This window comes from Kitasatospora sp. NPDC059795, assembly GCF_042732175.1.
GTDB lineage: Bacteria > Actinomycetota > Actinomycetes > Streptomycetales > Streptomycetaceae > Kitasatospora.
On sequence record NZ_JBHWID010000009.1, the window covers coordinates 141,387 to 164,582 of the forward strand.

Genomic DNA, 23,196 nt, shown 5'->3' on the forward strand with positions numbered 1-23,196 from the left:
CTCGTTCCCGGATCTTCGACGACTCGGCCGAATCTATCGGCGCGGCTCCCAGCGGAACCAGCGGCGGGCCGCCCAGGCCGCCACGGCCGTCCACGCCACGGCCAGCAGCAGCGGCGTCGCGGCCTGGCCCCAGGTCGATGGCGTACCGGCAAGCCCCTCGGCGGGGCCGGAGCCGTCGGTGCCGAACCAGCCGATCCGCAGCAGTTGCAGGGCCGGGGTGGTCGGCAGCAGGCGGCAGACGTTCGCCACCGAGTCCGGCAGCGACTCCAGCGGGACCATCAGGCCGGAGCCGAGCTGCGCCACCAGCAGCAGCGGCAGCGTGGTGATGCCGGCGGTCTCCACGGTCTTGGTGACGGCGCTGGACACCGCGGCCAGCGCGGTCAGCAGGGCCGCCGTGAGCGCCAGCCCGGCCAACAGCAGCAGCGGGTTCACCGGGGCGGGCAGGTCGAGCAGCAGGGCGCCGCCGACGCCCAGCAGCAGGCACTGGGTGAGCGCCAGCCCGATCGACGGGACGGCGGTGCCGAGCAGGATCTCGGTGTCGGTGGCCTCGCCGGTGCGCAGCCGCTTCAGCACCAGGTCGCTGCGCCGGGCGGTGTAGGCCGAGGTCAGGTTGCAGTAGACGACGATCAGCAGCACCACGCCCATCGCGCCGACCACCATGTTGGCGTTCACGTCCAGGCCGGGGGTGTGTTCGGCGGCGGCGTTCAGGACCGAGCGGAGCGTGCCGACCAGCACCAGCGGCAGTGCCAGGGCCATGAACATCGCGGTGCGGTTGCGGCGCAGCAGGGTGGCCTCGGCGCGGCCGAGGGCGAGCAGGCGTCCGGCGGGGGTGGTCGCGGCGGTCATGCGGCACGTCCGATCTGCGGCGGGGTGGCCGCGTCGGACGCGGCGATGGCGAGGAAGGCCTCTTCGAGCGAGGCGCTGCGGGCGTCCAGCCGGCCCAGCGGGACCCGGTGGCGGGCGGCCCAGCCGAGGAGTTCGGTCAGGGTGCCCTGGAGGTCGGTGGTGCGCAGGGTGATCCGGCGGCCGTCGATGGTCGGTTCGGCGCCGGGCAGGGACGGCAGATCGAGCGCGGCGTGCGGGCCGGAGCGCTCGGGCAGTTCGAAGCCGATCCGGGCGGGGTGGTCGGCCAGCACCTCGTCGACGGTGCCGCCGGCCACCACCCGGCCGCCGTGCATGATGGCCAGCCGGTCGGCGAGTTCCTCGGCCTCTTCCAGGTAGTGCGTGGTGAGCAGCACGGTGGTGCCGGCCGCGCGCAGCTCCCGGATCAGCCGCCACACGGAGGCGCGGGCCTCCGGGTCCAGGCCGGTGGAGGGCTCGTCCAGGAACAGCACCTCGGGGCGGCCGAGCAGGGCCATCGCCAGGTCGAGGCGGCGGCGTTCGCCGCCGGACAGCTGCTTCACGCGCACCGAGCGGCGGGGGAGCAGGCCGACCAGGTCGAGCGCCTCGTCCACGGTGCGGCTGTCGGTGGTCAGCCCGGACCAGCAGCGGCCGGTCTCGGCGACGGTCAGTTCGCCGGGGAAGCCGCCCTCCTGGAGCATGATGCCGATCCGGGGCCGGAGCGCGGCCCGGTCGCGGGCCGGGTCCAGACCGAGCACCCGGACCTCGCCGGCGGTCGGCGCGGCCAGGCCCTCCAGCACCTCCATGGTGGAGGTCTTGCCGGCGCCGTTGGTGCCGAGCAGCGCGAACAGCTCACCGGGGGCGACGGTGAGATCCAGGCCGCGGACGGCCTCGAAGCCGGCGGCACCGGACGGTCCGTAGCGGCGGTGCAGGCCGCGGGCCTCGACGGCGGGGCGGGGACGGCTGGTGTCGGTCATGGCTCCAGCCTTCCGCCGGGCCGGGCCGTCCAGTAGTGCGGGCCGTCACCGGGTGCCGGTGGAGTTCCACGGGTCGGCGGTGACAAATGTCATCGGGTGCCGCGGAAGTGTGCCCGGGAACGCCGAAGGCCCCCTCGATCGAGGGGGCCTTCGGAACTGGAGCGGACGACGAGATTCGAACTCGCGACCCTCACCTTGGCAAGGTGATGCTCTACCAACTGAGCCACGTCCGCATGATATTGATTTGTACAGCTTGTCGTGCTAACTGCGAGCGGACGACGAGATTCGAACTCGCGACCCTCACCTTGGCAAGGTGATGCTCTACCAACTGAGCCACGTCCGCACGGTGCCTGGGCACCGGCCGCCCCGCTCGGGTTGTTCCCCCGGTTGCGGCGACGAGAATTACTCTACAACATCAATCGCCGTGCTCGCCCCACCCTTCCCCGGCGGCGTGGCCGGGGAAGGGTCGACGGCCCTCAACGGGCCGTCGGACAGGGTCAGTTGTTCTCGGAGAACGCCTCGTAGACGTGCTTCGGGATGCGCCCGCGGGCGGGCAGCTCCATGCCGTTCGACTGCGCCCAGGCGCGCACGGCGGCCGGGTCCGGGGTGAGCGCGGTGCGGCGGAAGGACTTTCCGCTGCGGCTCTGCCGGCGGCCGGCGGCGACGAACGGGGCGAGGGCCTCCCGAAGCTTTTCCGCGTTGTCGGCGGACAGGTCGATCTCGTACGACTTCCCGTCCACGCCGAAGTGGACGGTTTCCGCGGCGGCGCCGCCGTCCAGGTCGTCGGAGAGCGTGACGACTACACGCTGAGCCATGGGTGTCAATCCTCTCGGGCAATTCGGCCGACGGTGGTCTCGGATGCCCCGCCGGTCCGTTGGGCCGGGATCACGGCATCCGTCGGCGGGCAGGGGAGCCCACGCCGAGATGCGGCGCGTTCGGCTGCCGGTCGCCCTATTCTGCACCCGGAACCTGCTGAAATCGAAGAGTTCGGGATTCCTTTTTTCCGGATATTCACGGGGTTCCCTCGGATGCCGATACCGCCTCGTTACAGACGGGATTAAACCGACGAAATGGGATGCCGACCGGGGTTCGGAGAGCCTCGGAAGCCTTGCCTCGTAAGGGGCGTGGGTCTACGCGCGTTGCCGCTGGTGGGCCGCAAGATGGCCGTCCGGCCCAGGTAGGCTGAAGGTCCCCCGCCTGAACGCAATCACCACCGGGAGTGCCAGTGGCACGCGTCGTAGTCGACGTCATGCTCAAGCCGGAGATCCTCGACCCGCAGGGACAGGCGGTGCAGCGTGCACTGCCCCGTCTGGGATTCGCCGGGATCGCCGATGTCCGCCAGGGCAAGCGTTTCGAACTGGAGCTGGAGGGGCCGGTCGACGACGCCGCGCTCGCCCGCATCCGTGAGGCTGCCGAAACCTTCCTCGCCAACACCGTGATCGAGGACTTCACCGTCCGCGTCGAGGAGGAGGGCAAGTGACCACCCGCATCGGCGTCGTCACTTTCCCCGGCTCGCTCGACGACCGCGACGCCCAGCGTGCGGTCCGCCTGGCCGGCGCCGAGCCGGTCGCCCTCTGGCACCGTGACAAGGATCTCCACCAGGTCGACGCCGTCGTCCTGCCCGGCGGATTCTCTTACGGCGACTATCTGCGCTGCGGCGCCATCTCCCGCTTCTCGCCGGTGATGGACACCATCATCGAGCAGGCGAAGCTCGGAATGCCGGTCCTCGGTATCTGCAACGGCTTCCAGGTGCTGTGCGAATCGCACCTGCTGCCCGGCGCGCTCACCCGGAACGACTCGCTGCACTTCATCTGTCGCGACCAGAAGCTCCGCATCGAGAACGCCGACACCGCCTGGACCCGGGATTACTCGGCCGGCCAGGAAATCGTCGTTCCGCTGAAGAACGGCGAAGGCCGGTTCGTCGCCGACGCGCACGTCCTCGACGAACTCGAGGCGGAGGGCCGCATCGTGGCCCGGTACCTCGATGTGAACCCGAACGGTTCGTACCGCGACATCGCCGGCATCACCAACGCCGCCGGCAATGTCGTCGGCCTGATGCCGCACCCGGAGCACGCCGTGGAGCCGCTCACCGGTCCGACCACCGAGGGCCTGGGCTTCTTCACTTCCGTCCTGAAGCAGCTGGTGAACGCCTGATGAGCCTCGACACCGTCAAGAACGCCGAGCAGACCCCGGACGACGCCCAGCCCTGGGCCGAGCTCGGCCTCAAGAAGGACGAGTACGCCCGGATCCGCGAGATCCTGGGCCGCCGTCCGACCGGCGCCGAGCTGGCCATGTACTCGGTGATGTGGTCGGAGCACTGCTCGTACAAGAGCTCCAAGGTCCACCTCAAGCAGTTCGGCGACAAGGCCCCGAAGAACGACGCGATGCTCGTCGGCATCGGCGAGAACGCCGGTGTGGTCGACGTCGGCCAGGGCTACGCGGTCACCTTCAAGGTCGAGTCGCACAACCACCCGTCGTACATCGAGCCCTACCAGGGCGCGGCCACCGGCATCGGCGGCATCGTGCGCGACATCCTGGCGATGGGCGCCCGCCCGGTCGCCGTGATGGACCCGCTGCGCTTCGGTGCGGCCGACCACCCGGACACCCGGCGCGTGCTGCCCGGGATCGTCGCGGGCATCGGCGGCTACGGCAACTGCCTGGGCCTGCCGAACATCGGCGGCGAGGTCGTCTTCGACTCCTGCTACCAGGGCAACCCGCTGGTCAACGCGCTGTGCGTCGGCGTGATGAAGCACGAGGACATCCACCTCGCGAAGGCCTCCGGCCCCGGCAACAAGGTCATCCTGTACGGAGCCCGCACCGGCGGCGACGGCATCGGCGGCGTCTCGGTGCTCGCCTCGGAGACCTTCGACGCGACCGGCCCGGCCAAGCGCCCCGCCGTCCAGGTCGGCGACCCGTTCCAGGAGAAGCTCCTCATCGAGTGCACCCTGGAGATCTTCAAGGAAGACCTCGTCGCGGGCATCCAGGACCTCGGCGGCGCCGGCCTGTCCTGCGCCACCTCGGAGCTGGCCTCGGCCGGCACCGGCGGCATGCGGATCGAGCTGGACACCGTGCCGCTGCGCGACCACACGCTCTCGCCCGAGGAAATCCTCATGAGCGAGTCGCAGGAGCGCATGTGCGCGATCGTCGAGCCCGGCAAGGTCGACCGCTTCCTGGAGATCTGCGAGAAGTGGGACGTCATCGCCACCGTCATCGGCGAGGTGACCGACGGCGAGCGCCTGGAGATCTTCTGGCACGGTGAGCTGGTCGTGGACGTGCCGCCGCGCACCGTCGCCCACGAGGGCCCGACGTACCAGCGCCCGTACGCCCGCCCGTCCTGGCAGGACGCCCTGCAGGCCGACGCCCCGACCGCCGAGCGGCTCGCCCGTCCGGTGGGCGGCGCCGAGCTGAAGGACGCGCTGCTGAAGGTCGCCGGCTCGCCGAACCAGGCCTCCAAGGCGTGGATCACCGACCAGTACGACCGCTACGTGCTGGGCAACACGGTGCTCGCCACCCCCGAGGACTCCGGCATGATCCGGATCGACGAGGAGACCAACCTCGGCGTCTCGGTCGCCACCGACGGCAACGGCCGCTACGCCAAGCTGGACCCGTACACCGGCGCCCAGCTGGCCCTGGCCGAGGCCTACCGGAACGTCGCGGCCGGCGGCGCCAAGCCGCTCGCGGTCTCCGACTGCCTCAACTTCGGCTCCCCCGAGGACCCGGACGTGATGTGGCAGTTCGCCGAGGCCACCCGCGGCCTGGCCGACGCCTGCCAGGTGCTCGGTACCCCGGTCACCGGCGGCAACGTCTCGCTGTACAACCAGACCGGCGACGTCGCCATCCACCCGACCCCCGTGGTCGCGGTGCTCGGCGTCATCGACGACGTCACCCGGCGCACCCCGGTCGGCTTCGCCGAAGAGGGCCAGCTGCTCTACCTGCTCGGCGACACCGCCGACGAGCTGGGCGGCTCCGCCTGGTCGCAGGTCGTGCACAACCACCTCGGCGGCCTGCCGCCCAAGGTGGACCTGGAGCGCGAGCGCCTGCTGGGCGACATCCTGATCGCCGCCTCCCGCGACGGCATGATCGACGCCGCCCACGACCTCTCCGACGGCGGCCTCGCGCAGGCCCTGGTGGAGAGCTGCCTCAAGGGCGGCAACGGCGCCCGGGTCGTCGTGCCCGAGGGCATCGACCCGTTCGTGTTCCTGTTCTCCGAGTCCGCCGGGCGCGCCGTGGTGGCCGTCCCGCGCAGCGAGGAGCTCCGGTTCAACGACATGTGCGGCGCCCGCGGCCTGCCCGCGGCCCGGATCGGCGTGGTCGACGGCGACGCCCTGGAGGTCCAGGGTCAGTTCACCGTCACCCTGGCCGAGCTGCGTGACGCCCACACCGGCGTCATCGAGGCGCTGCTCGCCTGACGCGGCACCGTTTCGACGGGCGGCCGGTTCGGAGTTCTCCGGACCGGCCGCCCGCCTTTTTGTACGCTGCGGGCATGCCGACTGTGAAGCCCCGAACCTACGACCCGGTGAAGGTGCGCGCCGCGCTCACCGGGCAGCTCGACGCGATCGCCGCCGCCGTCCGGGAGTTGGACGACGAGCAGCTCGCCCTGCCGACCCGACTGGAGGGCTGGCGGGTGCGTGAACTCGTCGCCCACCTCGGGATGGTGGCCGGTTGGGTGCCGCTGCACCTGCACGACCCGCTGCCGCCGCAGGCCCCGATCACGCCGCTGTACTGGGCGTCGCGGACCCGCACCGCGGCGGCGGCGATCAACTCCACGGCGGTGGAGCTGGTGGCCGAGCAGTTCGCCGGGGACGCTGCCCAGGTGTCCGGTGAACTCGACCGGCAGATCGGCGAGTTGTGGAAGGCGCTGGACAGCGAGGAGGGCTGCGAGCCCGGCCGGGTCATCCTGATGCGCTTCGGCCCGATCCTGCTGGCCGACTTCCTGGTGACCCGGCTGGTGGAGACGGTGGTGCACGCCGACGACCTGGCGGACGCGCTGGGCCTGGCGGCCTTCCCGCACGACCGCTTCGCGCTGGCCTCCGCGACCCGGCTGCTCGCCGACGCCTTCGCCGTCCAAGTGCCTGGCGGCTCGGTCGAGTTGCGCATCCCCCCGCACGCCGTGGTGCAGGCCGTCGAGGGCCCCCGGCACACCCGCGGCACCCCGCCGAACGTGGTCGAGACCGACCCGCTGAGCTGGATCCGGCTGGCCACCGGCCGCCTCGCCTGGGCCGACGCGCTGGACGCCACGCTCAGCGCGAGCGGCGAGCGCAGCGACCTGTCCGGCTACCTGCCGGTGCTGGGCTGAGCGCGGCGTCCGGTGCCTCGGGCCGGCCGATGCCAGTCCGGGGCGGCCGGCGCCTCAGGGCACCGAGGGGCCCTTGAGGTAGCTGCCGTTGGCGTCGTAGGGCCAGGCGTTGGCGGTGCAGCCGTTCAGGCCGTAGATCTGCTGCATCATCGCGGGGGCGGGCTTGCCCGGGCCGGGGCAGCCCTCGTGGCCGTGGCCGATCCGGTGGCCGACCTCGTGGTTGACGATCAGCGCCCGGTAGTCGTCCAGGCTGCCGTCGAACTGGGGTGAACCGGTCAGCCAGCGCTTGGAGTTGACCACCACCTGCTTGCCGACGTCGCAGTTCACCTCGCCCTTGGTGTCCAGTCCGCCCGCGCCGCAGAGCTTGTCGGTGGTGTCGGGCGAGGCGATGATCACGGTGAAGTCGTAGGTGCCGGAGGAGACCAGCTTGAAGCTGTTGCGCTTGTCGGAGATCCAACTGCGCTTGTCGCCCAGCACCTTGTGGATCGCGTCGGCGGCGGCCTTCGGATCGATGTTGATGCCGTCCTCGACCTGGACCTGGTAGCGGCGCACGGTGCCGCCGGTGCCGACCGTGCCGCCGGTGGCGGCGGCGGTGCTGAGACTGCCGCTGCCGTGCTGGACGATCTGCGTGTCGTTCTTGGGCGGGTCGCTCTTCGGGGGCTCGGTCTGCGGCGGGGCGCTGCTCTCCGCGGACTTGGCGGGCTCGGGGGAGTCGCTGACCGGGGGGACGGGCCGGGCCTGGGTGGTGGATCCGGTGTCCTGCGGCTGCCCGCCGGCCGGGCCGAACCGGTTGAATCCGGCCACGCCGAGCACGACCAGCGCCGCGGTGCCGCCCAGCGCGAGGGCCAGCCGGCGGCGGCGCGAACGGGCGCGGCGACGGGCGGACCTGCCGGGTGACCTGCGGGCTGCGGGCATCTGGTTTCCCTTGGAGCGACGACAGTTGCGGGTGTGCGGTCCGGTGGCCCGTTTCGCACGCTTGTGCTGCATCGTGAACATACGCAGTATGGCCGCGGTTGGTTCCCTCGAACGGGGTCTCAGCCGTGGATCCGGCCCTGGAGGTGCTCCAGCACCTTGGCCATCGGTTCCCCGGTCAGGGCCGGGTCGGCCGGGCCCGCGTCGCCCTGGGAGAGCAGCAGCACCAGGTCGCCGTCGCCCTTGAGCGGCACCCGGGCGATCGCGGCGAGCCCGCCGCCGGGCAGCAGCACCGGCTTGCCGCCGGGCTTCGGCCGGCCGGTGACCACCTCGTCGAGCTGGTCGACGGTCAGCTGCCCGGTGCGCTGGAGGGTCGGCAGCAGCACGCTCACCCCGACGTCGCTCAGCGGCACGGCCTCCAGGTCGAGCCGGACGGTGGCGGCGCCGGCCGTCCAGGTGCAGGTCACCCAGGCGTGCGGCGGGAGGCCGGGAGCGGAGGCGGTGCTCGGCGACGGGCTGATGCCGGACGGCCACGGGTAGGGCGGGGTGCCGTCGCCGAGCTCGCCCTCGACCGCCTTCGCGTCCTCGGCTCCCGGGGTGACGGGCCGGTCGATCCCGGCGTCCTGGAGCGCGGCGGCCAGCCCGTCCAGACCGAACGGGCAGGCGGTGGACGGCTGTTGGCGGAGCTGCTCGGCGGTGGAGCGGACCTTGGCGTAGGAGAGGCCGGTGCCGGAACTGTCGCCCGAGCAGGCGGCCGCCCCGAGGGCGACGGCCGCAGCGGCGGGCAGGGCGAGCAGCCGACGGGCGGCCGGGCCGGATATGCGGTCAGCGGTCACCGGCCCAGGCTATGCCCTTGCTGCACGCGGAAGTTGAGGTTGGGTCAGCCTCGTCCGGCGAGCGCCTCGGCGAGTTCGCGGATGCCGGCCTCGCGCTCGGCGGCGGTGTCGCCGTAGTCGTAGCTGTGGGTGAACGCCGCCTCCGGGAAGGTGTCGGCCATCCACACCGAGCAGTAGTGGCCGGGGAGGAAGCAGGCCTGCAGCTCGGTGTAGATCTCCACGACCTGTTCGGGCTGGACGCCGAGGGCCAGGGCGCGGTGCCAGAGCGCCTCCTCGGCGTGCAGGGCGAGCGAGCCGCCGGCCGTGATGATCTGCGGCTCGCCCTTGGCGTCCAGGTACTTGAAGGAGGCGTAGCTCGGCACGCCCCGGGTGTGCCGGACGTCCTCCAGGACCCGGGGCCACCACAGTTCGTCGTCCTCGAAGGCGCGCAGGTCGGTGGCGCGCAGCCGGCTCTCCACGGCGGTGAACTCGGCGAAGACCTGGTCGGGCTGCTCGGCGGCGGCCAGTGCGGCCAGGCTGCGGTCGAGTTCGGCGAGCGAGGAGAGGAACGCCTCCAAGCTGGTGTTCACCAGCACGGACGGCTCCTCGAAGTCGACGAAGACCGACCAGACCCGGCCCTGCGGGTCCAGGCAGAGTTCGGAGCCCCGGTCGGTGCCGAGCCGGGCCCACTGCTCCTCGCCGTTGCGCGGGCCGGGCCGGTCCTGGCCGGCCGTGAGGTCGCCGAGGGCGAGCGCGTCCCCGACGGAGGTGCGGAAGTAGGGGCCGACCTGGACGGGCAGACCGGCGGCGGCCAGCAGCTCGGCGGCCGCGGCGGGAACGGTCACCCGGGCGAACTCGGCAGCGTCCGGGCGGCGGAGGCCGGCGGGGCCGAAGCGGTCGAGCAGGCGCTGGGCGAGTTCTGCGGTCATGGCAGCAGTGTATGCGCGGGGCGTTCGGTCGGCGCCGGACCGGTCGCGGTCGGCGGATCGGTGCGATGATACGGCGAGCACCCCGAGCGGGGGTGTCAACTGCGGTGGGCGGGACGGGGGTTGATGTGAACGACATCGCGCACGACTACGACAACGTGGAACGGGCCGCGGCCGAGTTCGACAAGCTGCACGCGAAGCTGAGCGCCAAGAAGCACAAGGTCAACAACGGCCATGCGAAGGCGAGTTCGACCGGTCGCGGGGACGGGCTGGGCGAGGTGGTGGCCAAGGCCGCCTCCACCGCCCTGCAGAGCATCGAGAAGGCCCTGGACTCCCTGGCGGACCACGCCGACAAGGCCTCCAAGGGTCTGCTGAAGATGAACAAGAACCACCGCGAGAACGAGGAGCGCCTCGGCCAGGAGTTCCAGCGGATCGTCGCCAAGCACGACACCACCCCGGTCTACCTGCTCAGTGCCGACGGCAGGATCCAGCGGCTGCACAGCGACGGGAGCGCCCCGAAGCCGATCACCGGCCACGAGGCGGGCATCCGGGACCTGCTGTCGCCCGACCCGAACGGGCCGGGCAACCTGACCACCGTCGGCCCGCCCAACGACCGGACGAAGTTCCCGTTCACGCCCAAGCGGCGCCCGAAGGAGGGCCGCCCGCAGGTTCCGTCGACCAAGATCGACCCCGGTAGCTCCGAGCTGGCCCGCGCCACCCAGCGCGCCCGGCGGGCGACCAACCAGTACGGCGGCGGCGTCCTGGAGAACCCGAGCGCCAACTACGCGGCCTTCCACTACGACAACGGCACCGGGAACCCGGTCATCGTGGTGGCCCAGAGCATTCCCCGCAGCTCCCATTCCGAGATCGTGCTCGGCCTGCCCTTCCTGCGCAAAGGCCTGCAGGACAACGTCGACGCGGTCTACACCGAGCGCCAGCCCTGCCCGACCGGCAGCACCTGCGGGGCCTGGCTCAAGCAGTACTTCCCGAAGACCACCGACGTCACCCACAGCTTCGACTACAACGGCCAGGCCTCCTCGGACGGCAACGTCCAGCACAACCGCTATCTGATAAACCTGAAGCGCAGACACCAGCAGATCTACGGCTGAGCCGCGCCCGCCCGCACCACCGGGCCGGGCGGGGCCGTGGCGCACGGCGGGAGGCCCCGGGGTGGCAGTGACACGCGCGGAGATGGAGCGGGAGTTCGGGCCGGACGGGCTGGTCCGGCCCCCCGCGGAGCGGATCGCGGAGGCGGTGGCCGACCCCGGCGCGCGGGAGTTCCTGACCACCGTCGGGCTGCCGGCCGGCCGCACCGCGGTGTTCGAGGCGGAGGAGCACCTGGCCACCGGGCCGGTGCCGCTGCGCGAGCACGTCGGGGACTGGGACTCGGCGCAGGACGAGTACCTGGACCTGTTCGGCCCCGGCGTCGGCTCCTGGCTGATCCTCGGCGAACTCGCCACCGGCACCCTGGCGTTGAACGGCGCCACCGGCGGCGTCCACGCCGTCCCGCTGGACATCGCGGAGGACGGCCTGGACCGCCCGTACCACGCCGACCTGTCCTCGCTGGCGGCCTTCCTGCTGGCCTTCCAGCGCGAACTTCCGCACTACGACGAGGGCAGCGGGGCGGACGAGCTGCGCGACTCGGTCGAGCGGCTCACCGCCGAGCTGACCGCCCTGGAACCGCGCGCCATGGCCGAGCCGGAGGGCGTCTGGCGGCTGCTGCTCGACGAGATCCGGTACGGCGCCTGACGGGACGTCCGGTGTGCCGGGTCAGCGTCCGCGCGGGTGCGGGGCGTTGCCGGACGGGGCCGTGCCGCCGTTGGTGACGGCGCCGGTGACCACGTTCTGGCCGAACTGCTCGGCGGAGCCCAGCGGGTCGGCGGCGTAGCCCTTCACCTGGTCGACGGACTGCTGCACACCGTCCTTGAAGCCCTGCTCGCCGGCCCGCGCCGTGCGGCCCAGGTCGATCCCGTGCTGGGCGCCGACCGCGTTCATCGTCAGCTGCACCACCAAGTCCTGCGCCATGCCGCCGAGGGCGGCGAACACCGGGCCCTCGACCAGCGACATCAGCTGCGACAGCAGCTGCTGCTCGGCCTCCTTGAGCAGGCGTTTGACGATGATCCGGGTGGCCTGGGTGGCGCCCACCGCGCCCGCCTCGGACAGCCCGAAGGTGAACGGCGCGGCTGCCTGCGCGGCGATCAACTCGGCGGCCATGATGACGAGTTGGGCGATCGCGGCGAGCTTCGCGCCGGTGATCACCAGCGCGGCGCCGTCCAGTCCGGTGGCGAACAGGTCCAGTGCCTTGCCCACCTGCGGCAGATGGGTGCCGACCACCTTGTCGAACTTCGCCTGGAACGCCTCCGCGGCCGGTCCCTGGTTCATCCCCATCAGGCTGCCGACCGCGCCGGACAGAACGTCCCGGTCCTCGGCGAGCGAGGAGGCGAGCTCACGGAGCTCGTCCGCCATCTCGCGGTACTCGTCCTCGTCCACGTTGGGCCAGTTCACGCCGATCAGGTCGAGCACCCAGGCGAGTTCACCCGGCAGTACGACACCCATGCGCTTCCCTTCCCCCGTCGTCCGGAACGACTATTCAGTCTGCACCGAGACCCGGTCAACTCCCTTGCCCGGGACGGATTCCCGATCGGTACGCTCCGACCGGGACAGTGCCGGGAAACCGAACTGACGAGAACCGAACGGAACGGGGCCAGGGAATGGACGAGCACCGGATGCCACCGCTGCGTGCCGGCCGCAGAGCCGCCGGAGCGGCCTTGCTCGGCTGGCTGGGGGACCGGCGGGCGCCGCGCCTGTGCCGGGTCTCCGGGTCGCCGGGCAGCGGCCGGACCCACCTGCTGGCCTGGCTGATCGCCGGCGGCACCGCCCCCGACACCCCGATGGAGCGGCGGATCAACGCCTTCCTGCCCGCCGACGGGTACGGCGTCCGGGCCGCGGTCTGGCAGCTCGGGCAGCAGCTGGACGTGCCGGCCCGTACCCCCGGGGACCTGCTCGACCGGCTGGCCGCCGATCCGCGGCGCACCGTGATCTGCGTGCCCGAGCTCGACCTGGCCCTCGACCCGGTCCGACTGGTGGCCGAACTCCTCGACCCGCTACTGGAGTTGCCGCACGTCCGGCTGGTGGTCGAGGCCACCTCGGACCTCGTGTTCACCGCGGCCACCGGGCCCGCCGAACTCGACCTGGACGACCCCCGCTGGACCGACCGCGAACGCTGGGACGCCTGGTGCGAGCGCGAGGGCCTCGACCCGGCCGGGTACCCGAACCCCGGGCGGGCCCTGGGCGCCGAACCGCCCCGGCCGCCGGCCTTCGCCGACCTGCTGGCCGGCGTCCCGCTCCGCCCCGACGGTGGGCCCGACCTTCCCGCCGCCGGGACGGAGCTGCTCACCGCCCTGTGGGCGGCGGCGGCCCGCACCGGCGACCTCGGCCCGCTGGCCGCCGACCCGCTGCTGTACGTGCTGGCCGAACCGGTCGCCGTCACCGCCGCCCTGGAGGGCGCGGCCCCGGGCACCGCCCCCGCCGCGCTGGACGCCGCCTGGCGGGCCGCCGGCCCCGCGCTGATCGACACCCCCCAGCCCGGTGTCCGGGCCCACCAGCTCCGCGCCCGGCTGCTCGGCACCGACCCCGCGGACCCGGCCGTGGCTGCCGCCGCGGCTTTCGCCGCCGACCGGCTCGGCGCCGCCCCCGGCCGCTGGGCCGCCCGCTGGGCCCGCCGCCACCCCGGCGCGGCCGCCGCCGCGCCCGGCGCCGGTCCGTACCGCGGCCAGTGGCTGCTCGCCGACGCGGGCGGCGCGGTGCACGCGCTCTCCCCGGCCGACGGCACGGTCGTCGGCCGGATCGCCGTCCCCGGCCCGAAACCGCTGCGCGCCCTTGCCGCCACCCCCGGCGGCAGCCTGGTCCTGCTGGACGCCTGGGGCGGTCTCGACCTGGTTGCGCCCGGGGTCGCGTCCGGCCCGACCGCGCCCGGCCTCGATCCGTACGCCCTGGACGAGGCGCTGGCCCGGCTGCGCGCCGCCGCCGACGGCGAACCGCTCGTGCTGGCCGCCGCCCCCGGCCTGCCCGACGAGGCGCCGGCCCTCGGCGACAGCGGCGGCGGCGTGCACTGGTACCAGGGCGGCGCGGTGCTGAGCGAGAAGCTGCACACCGGCCCGGTCACCGCGCTGGCCGCCGACGCGGCCGCTCCCGGCGTCCCGCTGCTGGCCAGCGGTGGCCTGGACGGTGCCGTCCGGCTCTGGGGGCCCGGCTCCGAGCCGATGCCCGAACCCGCCGACCGCCGCCGGTGCCCCGTCACCGCGCTCGCTCTCGGCAGCGGGCCGTCCGGGCTGCTGCTGGCCGCCGCCTGGTCCGACGGGCTGATCCGGGTCCGGCGCCCGGAGCGGCCCGACAGCGTGCTCGACCTCCGCCTCGGCTCCCCGGCCGGCGGGCTGTCGCTGGTCGGCGACGTCCTGCTGGTGGGCCTCGACGAGGGCCCGCTCGCCCTCGACCTGCGGGACTGACGGGAACGGGCCGCCCCCACGAGGGGGGCGGCCCGTTCGGTGCGGTGCTTCCGCTACTGCTTGAGTTCGGCGTACGCCTCGGCGCTGCTGTCCTTCAGGAACTGCCAGCAGCGGGCCTCCTCCTCGGTCTCGCCGATCGAGCCGGCGGCCCGGGCGAGCGCGGCCAGGCAGCGCAGGAAGCCGCGGTTGCCGCGGTGCTCCCACGGGACCGGGCCGTGTCCGTGCCAGCCGTTGCGGCGCAGCTGGTCCAGGCCGCGGTGGTAGCCGGTGCGGGCGTAGGCGTAGGACTCGACGGTCCGGCCGGACGCGAAGGAGTCGTCCGCGAGCATCGCCCAGGCCAGGCAGAACGTCGGGTACTCGGCTGCCACCTGCGTCGGGGAGGCGGACTCCTCGGCCAGCATCCGGTACGGCTGCTCCTCCTCGGGCAGGAGGGTCGGCTCCGGTCCGTCGAGCAGGTTCTTGTGCATCTCCATGGTGTGCCAGTCTGCCACTCGAACGGCCGATGGTCGCCGCTTCCGGGAACGACGGCGCCCCGGACCCGGGCGGGTACGGGGCACCGTCGGTGCTGCGGTTACTTCATGCGCCTGCCGGCCGAGCGCAGCTGCTGCGCGGCCTCCAGCACGCGGGCGGCCATGCCGGCCTCGGCCAGCTTGCCCCAGGTGCGCGGGTCGTAGGTGTTCTTCTTGCCGACCTCGCCGTCGACCTTCAGCACGCCGTCGTAGTTGCGGAACATGTGGTCCACGACGGGGCGGGTGAAGGCGTACTGGGTGTCGGTGTCGAGGTTCATCTTGACCACGCCGTTCTCCAGCGCGATGCCGATCTCCTCCGCCGTGGAGCCGGAGCCGCCGTGGAAGACGAAGTCGAACGGGTCCTGCTTGCCGTACTGCTTGCCGATCTCGGCCTGCAGGTCGGCGAGCAGCTCCGGGCGGAGCACCACGTTGCCGGGCTTGTACACGCCGTGCACGTTGCCGAACGAGGCGGCCAGCAGGTAGCGGCCCTTCTCGCCCAGGCCGAGCGCCTCGGCGGTGCGGACCGCGTCGTTCACGGTGGTGTACAGCTCGTCGTTGATCTCGTGCGTGACGCCGTCCTCCTCGCCGCCGGTCGGGGTGATCTCGACCTCAAGGATGATCTTGGCGGCGGCGGCCTGGGCCAGCAGCTCCTGCGCGATGGACAGGTTGTCGGCCAGGGTCTCGGCCGAGCCGTCCCACATGTGCGACTGGAACAGCGGGTTCTCGCCGCGGGCGACGCGCTCGGCGGAGACCGCCAGCAGCGGGCGGACGTAGCCGTCCAGCTTGTCCTTCGGGCAGTGGTCGGTGTGCAGGGCGACGGTGACGTCGTACTTGGCCGCGACGATGTGCGCGAACTCGGCCAGCGCGACGGCGCCGGTCACCATGTCCTTGCTGTGCTGGCCACCCAGGAACTCCGCACCACCGGTGGAGATCTGGATGATGCCGTCGCTCTCGGCCTCGGCGAAACCGCGCAGGGCGGCGTGCAGAGTCTGCGACGAGGTGACATTGATGGCCGGGTAGGCGAACTTGCCCGCCTTGGCCCGGTCGAGCATCTCGTTGTAGGCCTCGGGAGTTGCGATGGGCATGCGAATCCGCTCCTGTCGGTGTGGGGCGATCGGACGACGCTGTCCGAAGGCTCGGTACGCCTGTGGTTCACGACGGATGCGGTACGAGCTGAGGGTGGTTGCTCGACCGCGGGCCGGACACCTCGGTCATCTTCCCAGACTCGCCCCGCAGACACACCCAGCGGCCCGCCACTTGGGACGGCCGTCCGGGCGGGCGGTCCGGAGCGGGGTCCGCGGGCCGCCGAGTAAGGCATTCGCAAAGCAGTACGGGCTATCCTGCGCGCGTGGAACACATCCAGCTCGCCGTCAACGTCCTTGACGCCAAATCGCTCGTCGCCTCCGTCGGCGCCATCGGGATCCTGGCGATCATCTTCGCCGAGACCGGCCTGCTGGTCGGGTTCTTCTTCCCCGGTGACTCGATGCTCATCCTGGCCGGTGTCGCCGCCTCCAGTGCCGCCCCCGCGGTGCTCGGCGACGGCGCCCAGATGAACATCGGGCTGCTGCTGGTCGGCGCGCCGCTCTGTGCGATCGCCGGAGCCCAGCTCGGTCACCTGCTCGGCCGCAAGGTCGGCCCGAAGATGTTCGACAAGCCGAACTCGAAGATCTTCCGGCCCGAGTACGTGGAGAAGGCCGAGGAGTACTTCGAGAAGTTCGGCCCGGCCAAGGCCGTGATCCTGGCCCGCTTCATCCCGATCGTGCGGACCTTCCTCAACCCGGTGGCCGGCACCCTGCAGATGCCCGCCAAGACCTTCCTGGCCTGGAACGTGGTCGGCGGCGTGCTGTGGACCGAGTCCATGCTGCTGATCGGCTACTTCACCGGCGACCAGCTCGCCCCGGTGATCGACAAGTACCTGCTGCCCGCGATGGCGCTGATCATCCTGGTCTCGATCTCGCCGATCATCGTCGAGGTGATGCGCGAGCGGAAGAAGAAGAAGGCCGGCGGCGCCACCGCCGAGGACCGGACCGCGGAGACCGTCGCCGGCGGCCGCCACCGCAAGCACTGAGCGCGCCCCGCGAGCACTGAGCGCGCCCCGCGAGCGCTGAGCGCGCCCTGCGCGTGCCGACTGCGCCCCGTGCCCCGCAGACAGCGCGAGAGGCCCCGGCCACCTTCGGGTGGTCGGGGCCTCTCGCGTTGTTCCACGTGGAACCGGGGGTCACAGACCCAGGTCGTCCAGGGTGTACGCGGTGATGTACGGCAGGCCGGTCTCGGCGATCGCCGGGGCCGCGCCGCGCTCCACGATCACCGCGACGCCGACCACCTCGGCGCCCGCCTCGCGCAGCGCCTCGACCGCGGTCAGCACCGAGCCGCCGGTGGTCGAGGTGTCCTCCACCGCCAGCACCCGGCGGCCCTTCACGTCCGGGCCCTCGATGCGGCGCTGCAGGCCGTGCGCCTTGCCCGCCTTGCGGACCACGAAGGCGTCCAGCTTCCGGCCGCGGGCAGCCGCCGCGTGCAGCATCGCCGCGGCGACCGGGTCGGCGCCCAGGGTCAGGCCGCCCACCGCGTCGAACTCCAGGTCGGCGGCGGCGTCCAGCATCACCGTGCCGACCAGCGGGGCCGCCTCGGCGTCCAGGGTGATCCGGCGCAGGTCGACGTAGTAGTCGGCCTCGCGGCCGGAGGAGAGGGTGACCTTGCCGTGCACGACGGCCTTGTCCTTGATCTGCGCCAGCAGGGCGTCGCGGTCGTTGCTCATGGGCAGCAAGCTTAGGGCCTGTCCGGTCGATCGTGCCGGGGCTCAGCGTCGCCGCAGGGCCCTGACCAGCACCACCGCGCCGCCGAGCAGCGCCACCCCGCCGCCGATCACCCACGGCAGCGCGCTGCGCTCGCCGCCTCCGCCGGGCAGCAGGGCCGGCTCCACGCCGCCCCAGCGGGTGGCCGCGCGGGCCCGCGCGCTGTGCGCGGGCGGGGCGGGCGCGTACCGGCCGTGCGGCGGGGCGTGGTCCACCTCCTCGGCGGAGCGGCCGACGATGCTGCGCCGTACCGGGGCGCTCTCCTGCTCGAACGCCGCCTCCGGGCGCGGCACCGGCACCGGCTCGGGCAGGTCGTCCTCGCTGAACGCGATCAGGTCGGAGAGGTCGTCGTCCAGGTCGGGGCCCTGCGCGCGCTCGTCCAGGAAGACCACGGTGGCGCCGTCCGCCGGGTCGTCCTCGGCGTCCTCGCCGGGGTCGGACAGCTCGGCGACCAGGGCCGCCGCCGCCCGGTCGATCAGTCGGCGGCCGGCCGTCTCCAGCGCCGGTGCGTCGAAGCCCGCGAGCCGGCCGGAGGCGGTCAGCGCGGTCGTGAAGCACATCACGGTCTCGCCCGGCTGCTCCCGCAGGGTGATCCGCAGCTCGGCGGTGACGGGTGCCGCGCCGCGGATCTCCTCGCCGGTCAGCCGCAGGCGCAGCGCGCCGTCCTGCCAGTCGTCCACGGACATCCGGCCGGCGAAGGTGATGGTGGAGCCCGCGATCCGGACCCGGAGCCGGCTGTCCGCCGCCGAGGGGGCGGACGTGGACGCGACCGCGCTCAGCCCCGGCACGCAGCGGGCCACCAGTTCGCGGTCCAGCAGCGCTTCCCGGACCACCTCGGCGGGCACCGGGACGACAACCTCATGCTCCATACCGGCGAGCCTACCGACCGGCCGCCGTCGTGCCGAGCCCCGCACCCGAAGCGGGGCCGGGAGTGCCGCGAACGGGCGCACGGCGGACGGTCGTTCGCGGTGCGCCCGGTCGGTTCAGGGGCCGATCAGCGAGTGCGGCGGGGGCAGCGGCGACGGCCGGTGGGCGGACAGCCGGGCCGCCGTGCCGCGCAGCGCGTCGACGGTGAACGAGCGCGGCGCGGGCGCGTCCGGGGCCAGTGCCAGTGCGGGCGCGGCGTGGCCGGCCAGCAGGAACGCCGGGGCGGGCCCGGCCTGCCCGCAGTCCTCGGCGGCCGGGGCGACGCCCTGGTACGGGACGGCGTCCAGCCCGGCGGCGGCCAGTCCCGCCTCGGAGCTCCACAGCACGCCGTCCGGGGCGCCGCCGCGCACCGCCAGCCGGCCGTTCGGGCCGAGCCGCCGGGCGGCCAGGCCGTAGAACTCGCGCGAGCGGTACTTGCCGTGCGCGGCCTCGTCGTCCAGGTCGGAGACGATCACGTCGAACTGGTCGGGGGTGCTGCGCAGCCAGCCCATCGGCTCGGCGGTCACCAGCCGTACCCGGGGGTCGTCCCAGGCGTGCTCGGTCAGCGCGTCGTAGGCGCCGTCCCGGTGGGCCAGTGCGGAGAGCTCCGGGTCGCGCTCGACCACCAGCACGCTGCGCACCGCCGGGTGCCGCAGCACCTCGCGCAGCGCCAGGCCATCGCCGCCGAGGACCAGGACCCGGGCGCTGGGGCCGCCGGCCAGCGCGGGGCGGACCAGTGCCTCGTGCTCGCGGTACTCGTCGGGGCCGCAGACGGCGAGCCGGCCGTCCAGGAAGAGCTTCAGCGGGGTGCGGGACCCGGTGTCGGGCGGGCCGCCGGTGAGGACGATCTCCTGGTAGCGGCTCTGCGCGACCAGCCGGATCGGCCCGCCGTACAGGGCGTGCCGGGCGGCGCGCTCCAGGACGCCGGTGCAGGCGGCGGCCAGCCCGAGGGCGGCGAGCACCAGGCCGCAGCCGGTCCACAGCAGCAGGCGGGCGCGCGGGGTGGGTTCGGCGCGGAACAGCCAGAGCACCACCACCGCCCCGGCGACGGCGTTCACGGCGCCGGTGACCAGCGCGCCGGCGGCCTGCCCGAGTGCGGGCAGCAGGACGAACGGGAAGGCCAGGCCGCCGATCAGCGCGCCCACGTAGTCGGCGGCGAACAGGTCGGCGACGGCCCGGCCGGCGTGCTCCCGGCGGATCCGCTGGATCAGCGTCATCAGCAGCGGGATCTCGGCGCCGATCAGCAGTCCGATCAGCACGGTGGCGGCGATCAGCGCGATCAGCGTGGCGTGCGGTTGGCGCAGCCAGGCCCAGCCGCAGTACAGGGCGAGGGCGGACAGGCCGCCGGTCAGCGACAGCGCGAACTCGACCAGGGCGAAGGAGGTGGCGGGGCGGCGGGTGAGGCCCTTGGCGAGCAGCGAGCCGATGCCCATCGCGAAGACCATCACGGAGAGCACCACGGAGGTCTGGGTGACGGAGTCGCCGAGCAGGTAGCCGCCGAGCGCGACCAGTTCGAGTTCGTACACCAAACCGCAGGCCGCGCAGACGAACGCGGCCAGCAGTACCAGGATCCGGGCCGGACGGGCGGGCAGGGCGAGCGGTATGGCGCCGCCGGCCCGGACCGCGCCGCCGAGGCCCGCGGTGCGGGGGGCGGTGGGCCGAAGTGCGGCCGTCGGCGGGAGAGCGGGGGCGTCCGGAGCGGGCTGCGCGGACCGTCCGACCGGATGGTTGATCATGAAATGAACGCTAGGCGAGAGCCCGGGTGAGTGGCTGCGCCCAATCGGGGGACTGCGGGCGGTGTCCGGTTGACGGTGGTCACCACCCGGACTGCGGTTCCGGGCCGCCGTCCCCGTGCCGGGCGGACGGGCCGAGATGGGCGCTCCGGCCGCCCCGCCCGGGGCGGCCGCCGACGGCCTCCACGGTGCGGCGCAGCGAGAGCGAGGAGCGGGTGCAGACCAGGCGGCCCTCCTGCGGGTAGGCGTGCCAGGTGCGCCAGTGCACCCGGCGCTCCCCGCAGTGGGCGACCAGGGCGGTGAAGGCGCTCGGGTCGCCGGGGAAGATCCCGGCGAGCGCCCGCGGGTGCCCCTCGACCAGGGCCAGCAGCTCCTGGGCGCGGGCCGCGAACACGTGCGGCGGCAGCTCCTCGATCCGGGCGGCGAACTCGTACTCCCAGCCGGCCACCTGCTCGGCGACCCGGGCGGGCAGCGGGGTGCGGCGGCCGGGCAGACAGGCCACCGTCTCCAGGCAGTCGCCCCGGGCGCCTCCCGCCAGGACGACCTGGTGGGAGGCGCCCAGCAGGCGCAGCTGCAGGGTGCCGCCGAGGGCATCGGTCCGGCCGGCGCCGTCGTCGAGTTTCAGGTCACGGACGGCCAGTGCGGGCAGGGGGTCGCCGCCCAGTTGCCAGGCCAGGTCGCCGGCGCGGGTGTCCGTGTAGGAGGTCTGCAAGGTGGTGAGCATGCTCGGCTCCGCGTTTCAGCTCCGTACGCGCCCCAACGGCCGGAGTCCGTCCCTCAGTGCGTGAGGCTGTTCGAGACTGTCCGATCCGGGGCGCGGCCGACCGTGGAAGGAAGGATTCCGGCTGGAGATTCAGCAGCAGAGAAGCACGAATTCTCCGGGTCCGTCAGGGATTTACCCATGTTTGGCACTCATTCACCGTTCTGAGGCCTGTGCCCGACTGGGTGTGATCGGTCCCGGGTTGGACTCTGTCCGGTGAGCGCCCCTACGCCGGTCTTGCGCGCCGTGCACTCCTGGAGCGCACTCGAACCCACCGGCGTCCGGACACGCCAGGACGCCCGGCGGCGTCCCTCCGGCCGCCGGGCGCCCCGTCCGCTGCGACGGCTACCGGCCGCGCAGCCGCTCGACGGCCTCCCGCAGCACGGACTCCCGCTTGCAGAAGGCGAAGCGGACCTGGCTGCGCCCGATGTCGGTGTTGTCGTAGAACACCGCGTTGGGAATCGCCACCACCCCGCAGCGGGCGGGGAGTTCGCGGCAGAACTCGATGCCGTCCTTCTCGCCGAGCGGGGTGATGTCGGTGGTGATGAAGTACGTGCCCTGCGGTTCGAACACCCGGAAGCCGGCGTCGGCCAGTCCGGTGGCCAACAGGTCGCGCTTGCGGCGCAGTTCGGCGCGGAAGTCGTCGTAGTACGCGTCGGGCAGGCGCAGTGCCTCGGCGACGGCGTACTGGAACGGCCCGGCCGAGACGTACGTCAGGTACTGCTTGGCGGTGCGGACGGCGGCGACCAGCTCGGGGGAGCCGGTGACCCAGCCGACCTTCCAGCCGGTGAACGAGAAGGTCTTGCCGGCCGAGGAGATCGCGACGGTGCGCTCGCGCATCCCGGGGAGGGCGGCGAGGGGGTGGTGGGCGCCGGTGAACACCAGGTGCTCGTAGACCTCGTCGGTGATCACCAACAGGTCGTGTTCGACGGCGAGTTCGGCGATCGCGGCGAGTTCCTCGGCGGTCAGCACGGTGCCGGTCGGGTTGTGCGGGGTGTTGATCAGCAGCAGCCGGGTGCGCGGGGTGATCAGCGAGCGCAGCTCGTCCAGGTCGGGCCGGAACGCGGGCTGGCGGAGCGTCAGCGGGACGCGGACCGCGCCGGCCATCGCGATGCAGGCCGCGTAGGAGTCGTAGAACGGCTCGAAGGCGATCACCTCGTCGCCGGGCTCCAGCAGGGCGAGCAGCGCGGCGGCGATGGCCTCGGTGGCGCCCGCGGTGACGAGGACCTCGCGGTCCGGGTCGTAGCTCAGCCCGTAGAAGCGCTGCTGGTGCTCGGCGACGGCGGCCCGCAGCTCCGGAATGCCCGGCCCGGGCGGGTACTGGTTGCCGTGCCCGTCCCGCAGCGCCCGCACCGCCGCCTCCCGGACCTCCTCCGGCCCGTCGGTGTCCGGGAACCCCTGTCCGAGATTGATCGAGCCGGTGGCGGTGGCCAGGGCGGACATCTCCGCGAAGATCGTCGTCCCCATGCCCGCCAGTCGGCGGTTCAGCAGCGGCCTTGCACCCATTGCGGCTCCTCGCGAGTTGTGTTCGGCCAATCCTGCGACGGGCGCCGGTCGCGGACAAGCGATCCGATCCGGCCGCAGTGCGGTGGTCCCGATGGCGGAGCAGGTCGTGGGCCGGGTTGCGGGCGCGGGCCGCACTCGATTGTCTGACGATGCGTCAACCGGCATGTCCATCGTTGGGGGGCTACTTCAGGAGTCATCGTGCGTGTGCGCATCCTGTCCGTCGCGGCCGTGTCCGCCGCTCTCGTCCTGGTCCAGCCGGGCCTCGCCACCGGTGAGGACGATCCCTCGACCACCGTCACGTTCGTCGTCACCTCGGGCGCCCTGTCGCTGTCGGTGCCGGCGTCCACCGATCTCGGCTCGGGGGCGCCCGGCGCCACCGTCAGCGCGCCGATCGGGCCGTGCACCGTTGTCGACGACCGGGCGCTGCTGTCGGCGTCCTGGACGGTGACCGCGGCGGAGACGGACTTCGTGAACGGGGTGTCGACGATCCCCGCCACCGACGCGGACTACTCGGTCGGGTCGGTGACCACCACCGGCACCATCACCGTCACCTCGACCGATGTGACGCTGTCCAACTCTTCGCAGACGGTGCTCACCGGGTCGGAGGGGGTCGGCGACAACACCGCGACCTGGGACCCGACCGTCACCGTGCACGTGCCGCCCAGTGCGGTCAGCGGGCTCTACACCGGAACGCTGACCCAGTCCGTTGCCTGACGCGA

Annotated in this window: 23 protein-coding genes and 2 tRNA genes; 9 read left to right on the plus strand and 16 right to left on the minus strand. The window is 73.1% G+C overall.

The features are described 5' to 3' along the window. Nucleotides 1-33: 33 nt before the first annotated feature. The 5 genes from ACFV4P_RS19985 to ACFV4P_RS20005 form a co-directional block, all read right to left on the minus strand. Complete coding sequence (locus tag ACFV4P_RS19985; protein WP_380472869.1) at nucleotides 34-846, minus strand: ABC transporter permease; 813 nt, start codon at nucleotides 844-846, stop codon at nucleotides 34-36. Beyond that, nucleotides 843-1,817, minus strand: coding sequence for an ABC transporter ATP-binding protein (locus ACFV4P_RS19990; RefSeq protein WP_380472871.1), 975 nt, complete (start codon nucleotides 1,815-1,817; stop codon nucleotides 843-845). The genes ACFV4P_RS19985 and ACFV4P_RS19990 overlap by 4 nt, the downstream gene beginning before the upstream one ends. Nucleotides 1,818-1,974: 157 nt before the next feature. After that, nucleotides 1,975-2,050, minus strand: a tRNA-Gly gene (locus ACFV4P_RS19995). 37 nt (nucleotides 2,051-2,087) lie between these two features. Continuing rightward, nucleotides 2,088-2,160 (minus strand) — tRNA-Gly (locus ACFV4P_RS20000). 154 nt (nucleotides 2,161-2,314) lie between these two features. After that, nucleotides 2,315-2,632 (minus strand): Lsr2 family protein, encoded by a 318-nt coding sequence (locus ACFV4P_RS20005; RefSeq protein ID WP_073807183.1) that lies wholly within the window; start codon nucleotides 2,630-2,632, stop codon nucleotides 2,315-2,317. Between the two features lie 410 nt (nucleotides 2,633-3,042). On the opposite strand from ACFV4P_RS20005, the gene purS reads away from it, so the two are divergent. From purS to ACFV4P_RS20025, 4 genes are all read left to right on the plus strand, one after another. Next, a complete protein-coding gene (gene purS / locus ACFV4P_RS20010; protein ID WP_033250393.1) occupies nucleotides 3,043-3,297 on the plus strand; it encodes a phosphoribosylformylglycinamidine synthase subunit PurS in 255 nt (84 codons plus the stop codon). Next, a complete protein-coding gene (gene purQ, locus ACFV4P_RS20015; protein ID WP_073807185.1) occupies nucleotides 3,294-3,971 on the plus strand; it encodes a phosphoribosylformylglycinamidine synthase subunit PurQ in 678 nt (225 codons plus the stop codon). Before purS ends, purQ begins: the two co-directional genes overlap by 4 nt. Then, entirely contained in the window at nucleotides 3,971-6,226 is a 2,256-nt protein-coding gene (gene purL, locus ACFV4P_RS20020; RefSeq protein ID WP_380472875.1) for a phosphoribosylformylglycinamidine synthase subunit PurL, read from the plus strand. Before purQ ends, purL begins: the two co-directional genes overlap by 1 nt. A gap of 74 nt (nucleotides 6,227-6,300) precedes the next feature. After that, nucleotides 6,301-7,113: a sterol carrier family protein gene (locus ACFV4P_RS20025; RefSeq protein ID WP_380472877.1), complete on the plus strand. Its 813-nt coding sequence runs from the start codon at nucleotides 6,301-6,303 to the stop codon at nucleotides 7,111-7,113. Nucleotides 7,114-7,167: 54 nt separating this feature from the next. On the opposite strand, the gene ACFV4P_RS20030 is transcribed toward ACFV4P_RS20025, so the two are convergent. From ACFV4P_RS20030 to ACFV4P_RS20040, 3 genes are all read right to left on the minus strand, one after another. After that, a complete protein-coding gene (locus tag ACFV4P_RS20030; RefSeq protein WP_380472879.1) occupies nucleotides 7,168-8,028 on the minus strand; it encodes a DUF3152 domain-containing protein in 861 nt (286 codons plus the stop codon). A gap of 119 nt (nucleotides 8,029-8,147) precedes the next feature. Beyond that, complete coding sequence (locus tag ACFV4P_RS20035; protein ID WP_380472882.1) at nucleotides 8,148-8,861, minus strand: hypothetical protein; 714 nt, start codon at nucleotides 8,859-8,861, stop codon at nucleotides 8,148-8,150. 44 nt (nucleotides 8,862-8,905) lie between these two features. Next, nucleotides 8,906-9,769, minus strand: a complete 864-nt coding sequence (locus tag ACFV4P_RS20040) for a nucleic acid/nucleotide deaminase domain-containing protein (RefSeq protein WP_380472885.1) — start codon at nucleotides 9,767-9,769, stop codon at nucleotides 8,906-8,908. A 125-nt stretch (nucleotides 9,770-9,894) separates the two neighbouring features. Between ACFV4P_RS20040 and ACFV4P_RS20045 the strand changes: the two genes are divergently transcribed. Together ACFV4P_RS20045 and ACFV4P_RS20050 are read left to right on the plus strand one after the other, a co-directional pair. Beyond that, complete coding sequence (locus tag ACFV4P_RS20045; protein WP_380472887.1) at nucleotides 9,895-10,875, plus strand: nucleic acid/nucleotide deaminase domain-containing protein; 981 nt, start codon at nucleotides 9,895-9,897, stop codon at nucleotides 10,873-10,875. A 61-nt stretch (nucleotides 10,876-10,936) separates the two neighbouring features. Further along, nucleotides 10,937-11,515, plus strand: a complete 579-nt coding sequence (locus tag ACFV4P_RS20050) for an SUKH-4 family immunity protein (protein ID WP_380472890.1) — start codon at nucleotides 10,937-10,939, stop codon at nucleotides 11,513-11,515. Nucleotides 11,516-11,536: 21 nt separating this feature from the next. On the opposite strand, the gene ACFV4P_RS20055 is transcribed toward ACFV4P_RS20050, so the two are convergent. Then, nucleotides 11,537-12,322, minus strand: a complete 786-nt coding sequence (locus ACFV4P_RS20055; protein WP_380472892.1) for a hypothetical protein — start codon at nucleotides 12,320-12,322, stop codon at nucleotides 11,537-11,539. Between the two features lie 170 nt (nucleotides 12,323-12,492). Between ACFV4P_RS20055 and ACFV4P_RS20060 the strand changes: the two genes are divergently transcribed. Beyond that, nucleotides 12,493-14,271 carry a hypothetical protein gene (locus ACFV4P_RS20060; protein WP_380472894.1) on the plus strand — a complete coding sequence of 593 codons (1,779 nt, stop codon included), beginning with the start codon at nucleotides 12,493-12,495 and terminating at the stop codon, nucleotides 14,269-14,271. A gap of 53 nt (nucleotides 14,272-14,324) precedes the next feature. Here the strand turns inward: ACFV4P_RS20060 and ACFV4P_RS20065 are convergent, their stop codons facing one another. Beyond that, complete coding sequence (locus ACFV4P_RS20065; protein ID WP_073808251.1) at nucleotides 14,325-14,744, minus strand: DUF3151 domain-containing protein; 420 nt, start codon at nucleotides 14,742-14,744, stop codon at nucleotides 14,325-14,327. A gap of 98 nt (nucleotides 14,745-14,842) precedes the next feature. Further along, entirely contained in the window at nucleotides 14,843-15,865 is a 1,023-nt protein-coding gene (gene fbaA, locus ACFV4P_RS20070; protein ID WP_380472897.1) for a class II fructose-bisphosphate aldolase, read from the minus strand. A gap of 263 nt (nucleotides 15,866-16,128) precedes the next feature. Here fbaA and ACFV4P_RS20075 point away from each other — a divergent pair, with 263 nt between their 5' ends. Continuing rightward, nucleotides 16,129-16,848 carry a DedA family protein gene (locus ACFV4P_RS20075; protein ID WP_380472899.1) on the plus strand — a complete coding sequence of 240 codons (720 nt, stop codon included), beginning with the start codon at nucleotides 16,129-16,131 and terminating at the stop codon, nucleotides 16,846-16,848. Between the two features lie 150 nt (nucleotides 16,849-16,998). Here ACFV4P_RS20075 and pyrE read toward each other — a convergent pair whose 3' ends face one another. From pyrE to ACFV4P_RS20100, 5 genes are all read right to left on the minus strand, one after another. Beyond that, the gene (gene pyrE / locus ACFV4P_RS20080) at nucleotides 16,999-17,535 is read right to left on the minus strand and encodes an orotate phosphoribosyltransferase (RefSeq protein ID WP_380472902.1); all 537 of its coding nucleotides are present in this window, start codon (nucleotides 17,533-17,535) and stop codon (nucleotides 16,999-17,001) included. A gap of 42 nt (nucleotides 17,536-17,577) precedes the next feature. Further along, the gene (locus tag ACFV4P_RS20085) at nucleotides 17,578-18,441 is read right to left on the minus strand and encodes a CoxG family protein (RefSeq protein WP_083646410.1); all 864 of its coding nucleotides are present in this window, start codon (nucleotides 18,439-18,441) and stop codon (nucleotides 17,578-17,580) included. A gap of 114 nt (nucleotides 18,442-18,555) precedes the next feature. Beyond that, nucleotides 18,556-20,214, minus strand: a complete 1,659-nt coding sequence (locus ACFV4P_RS20090) for a spermidine synthase (protein ID WP_380472905.1) — start codon at nucleotides 20,212-20,214, stop codon at nucleotides 18,556-18,558. Between the two features lie 79 nt (nucleotides 20,215-20,293). Next, entirely contained in the window at nucleotides 20,294-20,935 is a 642-nt protein-coding gene (locus ACFV4P_RS20095) for a DUF2617 family protein (RefSeq protein WP_380472907.1), read from the minus strand. Nucleotides 20,936-21,316: 381 nt separating this feature from the next. Beyond that, complete coding sequence (locus ACFV4P_RS20100; protein ID WP_380472910.1) at nucleotides 21,317-22,477, minus strand: pyridoxal phosphate-dependent aminotransferase; 1,161 nt, start codon at nucleotides 22,475-22,477, stop codon at nucleotides 21,317-21,319. Between the two features lie 198 nt (nucleotides 22,478-22,675). Between ACFV4P_RS20100 and ACFV4P_RS20105 the strand changes: the two genes are divergently transcribed. Beyond that, complete coding sequence (locus ACFV4P_RS20105; RefSeq protein WP_380472912.1) at nucleotides 22,676-23,191, plus strand: hypothetical protein; 516 nt, start codon at nucleotides 22,676-22,678, stop codon at nucleotides 23,189-23,191. The last annotated feature ends 5 nt before the right edge of the window (nucleotides 23,192-23,196 follow it).

Excerpts from the sequence above, each read along its gene's own strand:
- ACFV4P_RS19985 (WP_380472869.1), bottom strand. The coding sequence starts at position 846 with ATGACCGCCGCGACCACCCCCGCCGGACGCCTGCTCGCCCTCGGCCGC.
- ACFV4P_RS19990 (WP_380472871.1), bottom strand. The coding sequence starts at position 1,817 with ATGACCGACACCAGCCGTCCCCGCCCCGCCGTCGAGGCCCGCGGCCTG.
- ACFV4P_RS20005 (WP_073807183.1), bottom strand. The coding sequence starts at position 2,632 with ATGGCTCAGCGTGTAGTCGTCACGCTCTCCGACGACCTGGACGGCGGC.
- purL (WP_380472875.1), top strand. The coding sequence starts at position 3,971 with ATGAGCCTCGACACCGTCAAGAACGCCGAGCAGACCCCGGACGACGCC.
- ACFV4P_RS20025 (WP_380472877.1), top strand. The coding sequence starts at position 6,301 with ATGCCGACTGTGAAGCCCCGAACCTACGACCCGGTGAAGGTGCGCGCC.
- ACFV4P_RS20030 (WP_380472879.1), bottom strand. The coding sequence starts at position 8,028 with ATGCCCGCAGCCCGCAGGTCACCCGGCAGGTCCGCCCGTCGCCGCGCC.
- ACFV4P_RS20040 (WP_380472885.1), bottom strand. The coding sequence starts at position 9,769 with ATGACCGCAGAACTCGCCCAGCGCCTGCTCGACCGCTTCGGCCCCGCC.
- ACFV4P_RS20055 (WP_380472892.1), bottom strand. The coding sequence starts at position 12,322 with ATGGGTGTCGTACTGCCGGGTGAACTCGCCTGGGTGCTCGACCTGATC.
- ACFV4P_RS20060 (WP_380472894.1), top strand. The coding sequence starts at position 12,493 with ATGCCACCGCTGCGTGCCGGCCGCAGAGCCGCCGGAGCGGCCTTGCTC.
- ACFV4P_RS20065 (WP_073808251.1), bottom strand. The coding sequence starts at position 14,744 with ATGGAGATGCACAAGAACCTGCTCGACGGACCGGAGCCGACCCTCCTG.
- fbaA (WP_380472897.1), bottom strand. The coding sequence starts at position 15,865 with ATGCCCATCGCAACTCCCGAGGCCTACAACGAGATGCTCGACCGGGCC.
- pyrE (WP_380472902.1), bottom strand. The coding sequence starts at position 17,535 with ATGAGCAACGACCGCGACGCCCTGCTGGCGCAGATCAAGGACAAGGCC.
- ACFV4P_RS20085 (WP_083646410.1), bottom strand. The coding sequence starts at position 18,441 with ATGGAGCATGAGGTTGTCGTCCCGGTGCCCGCCGAGGTGGTCCGGGAA.
- ACFV4P_RS20090 (WP_380472905.1), bottom strand. The coding sequence starts at position 20,214 with ATGATCAACCATCCGGTCGGACGGTCCGCGCAGCCCGCTCCGGACGCC.
- ACFV4P_RS20095 (WP_380472907.1), bottom strand. The coding sequence starts at position 20,935 with ATGCTCACCACCTTGCAGACCTCCTACACGGACACCCGCGCCGGCGAC.
- ACFV4P_RS20100 (WP_380472910.1), bottom strand. The coding sequence starts at position 22,477 with ATGGGTGCAAGGCCGCTGCTGAACCGCCGACTGGCGGGCATGGGGACG.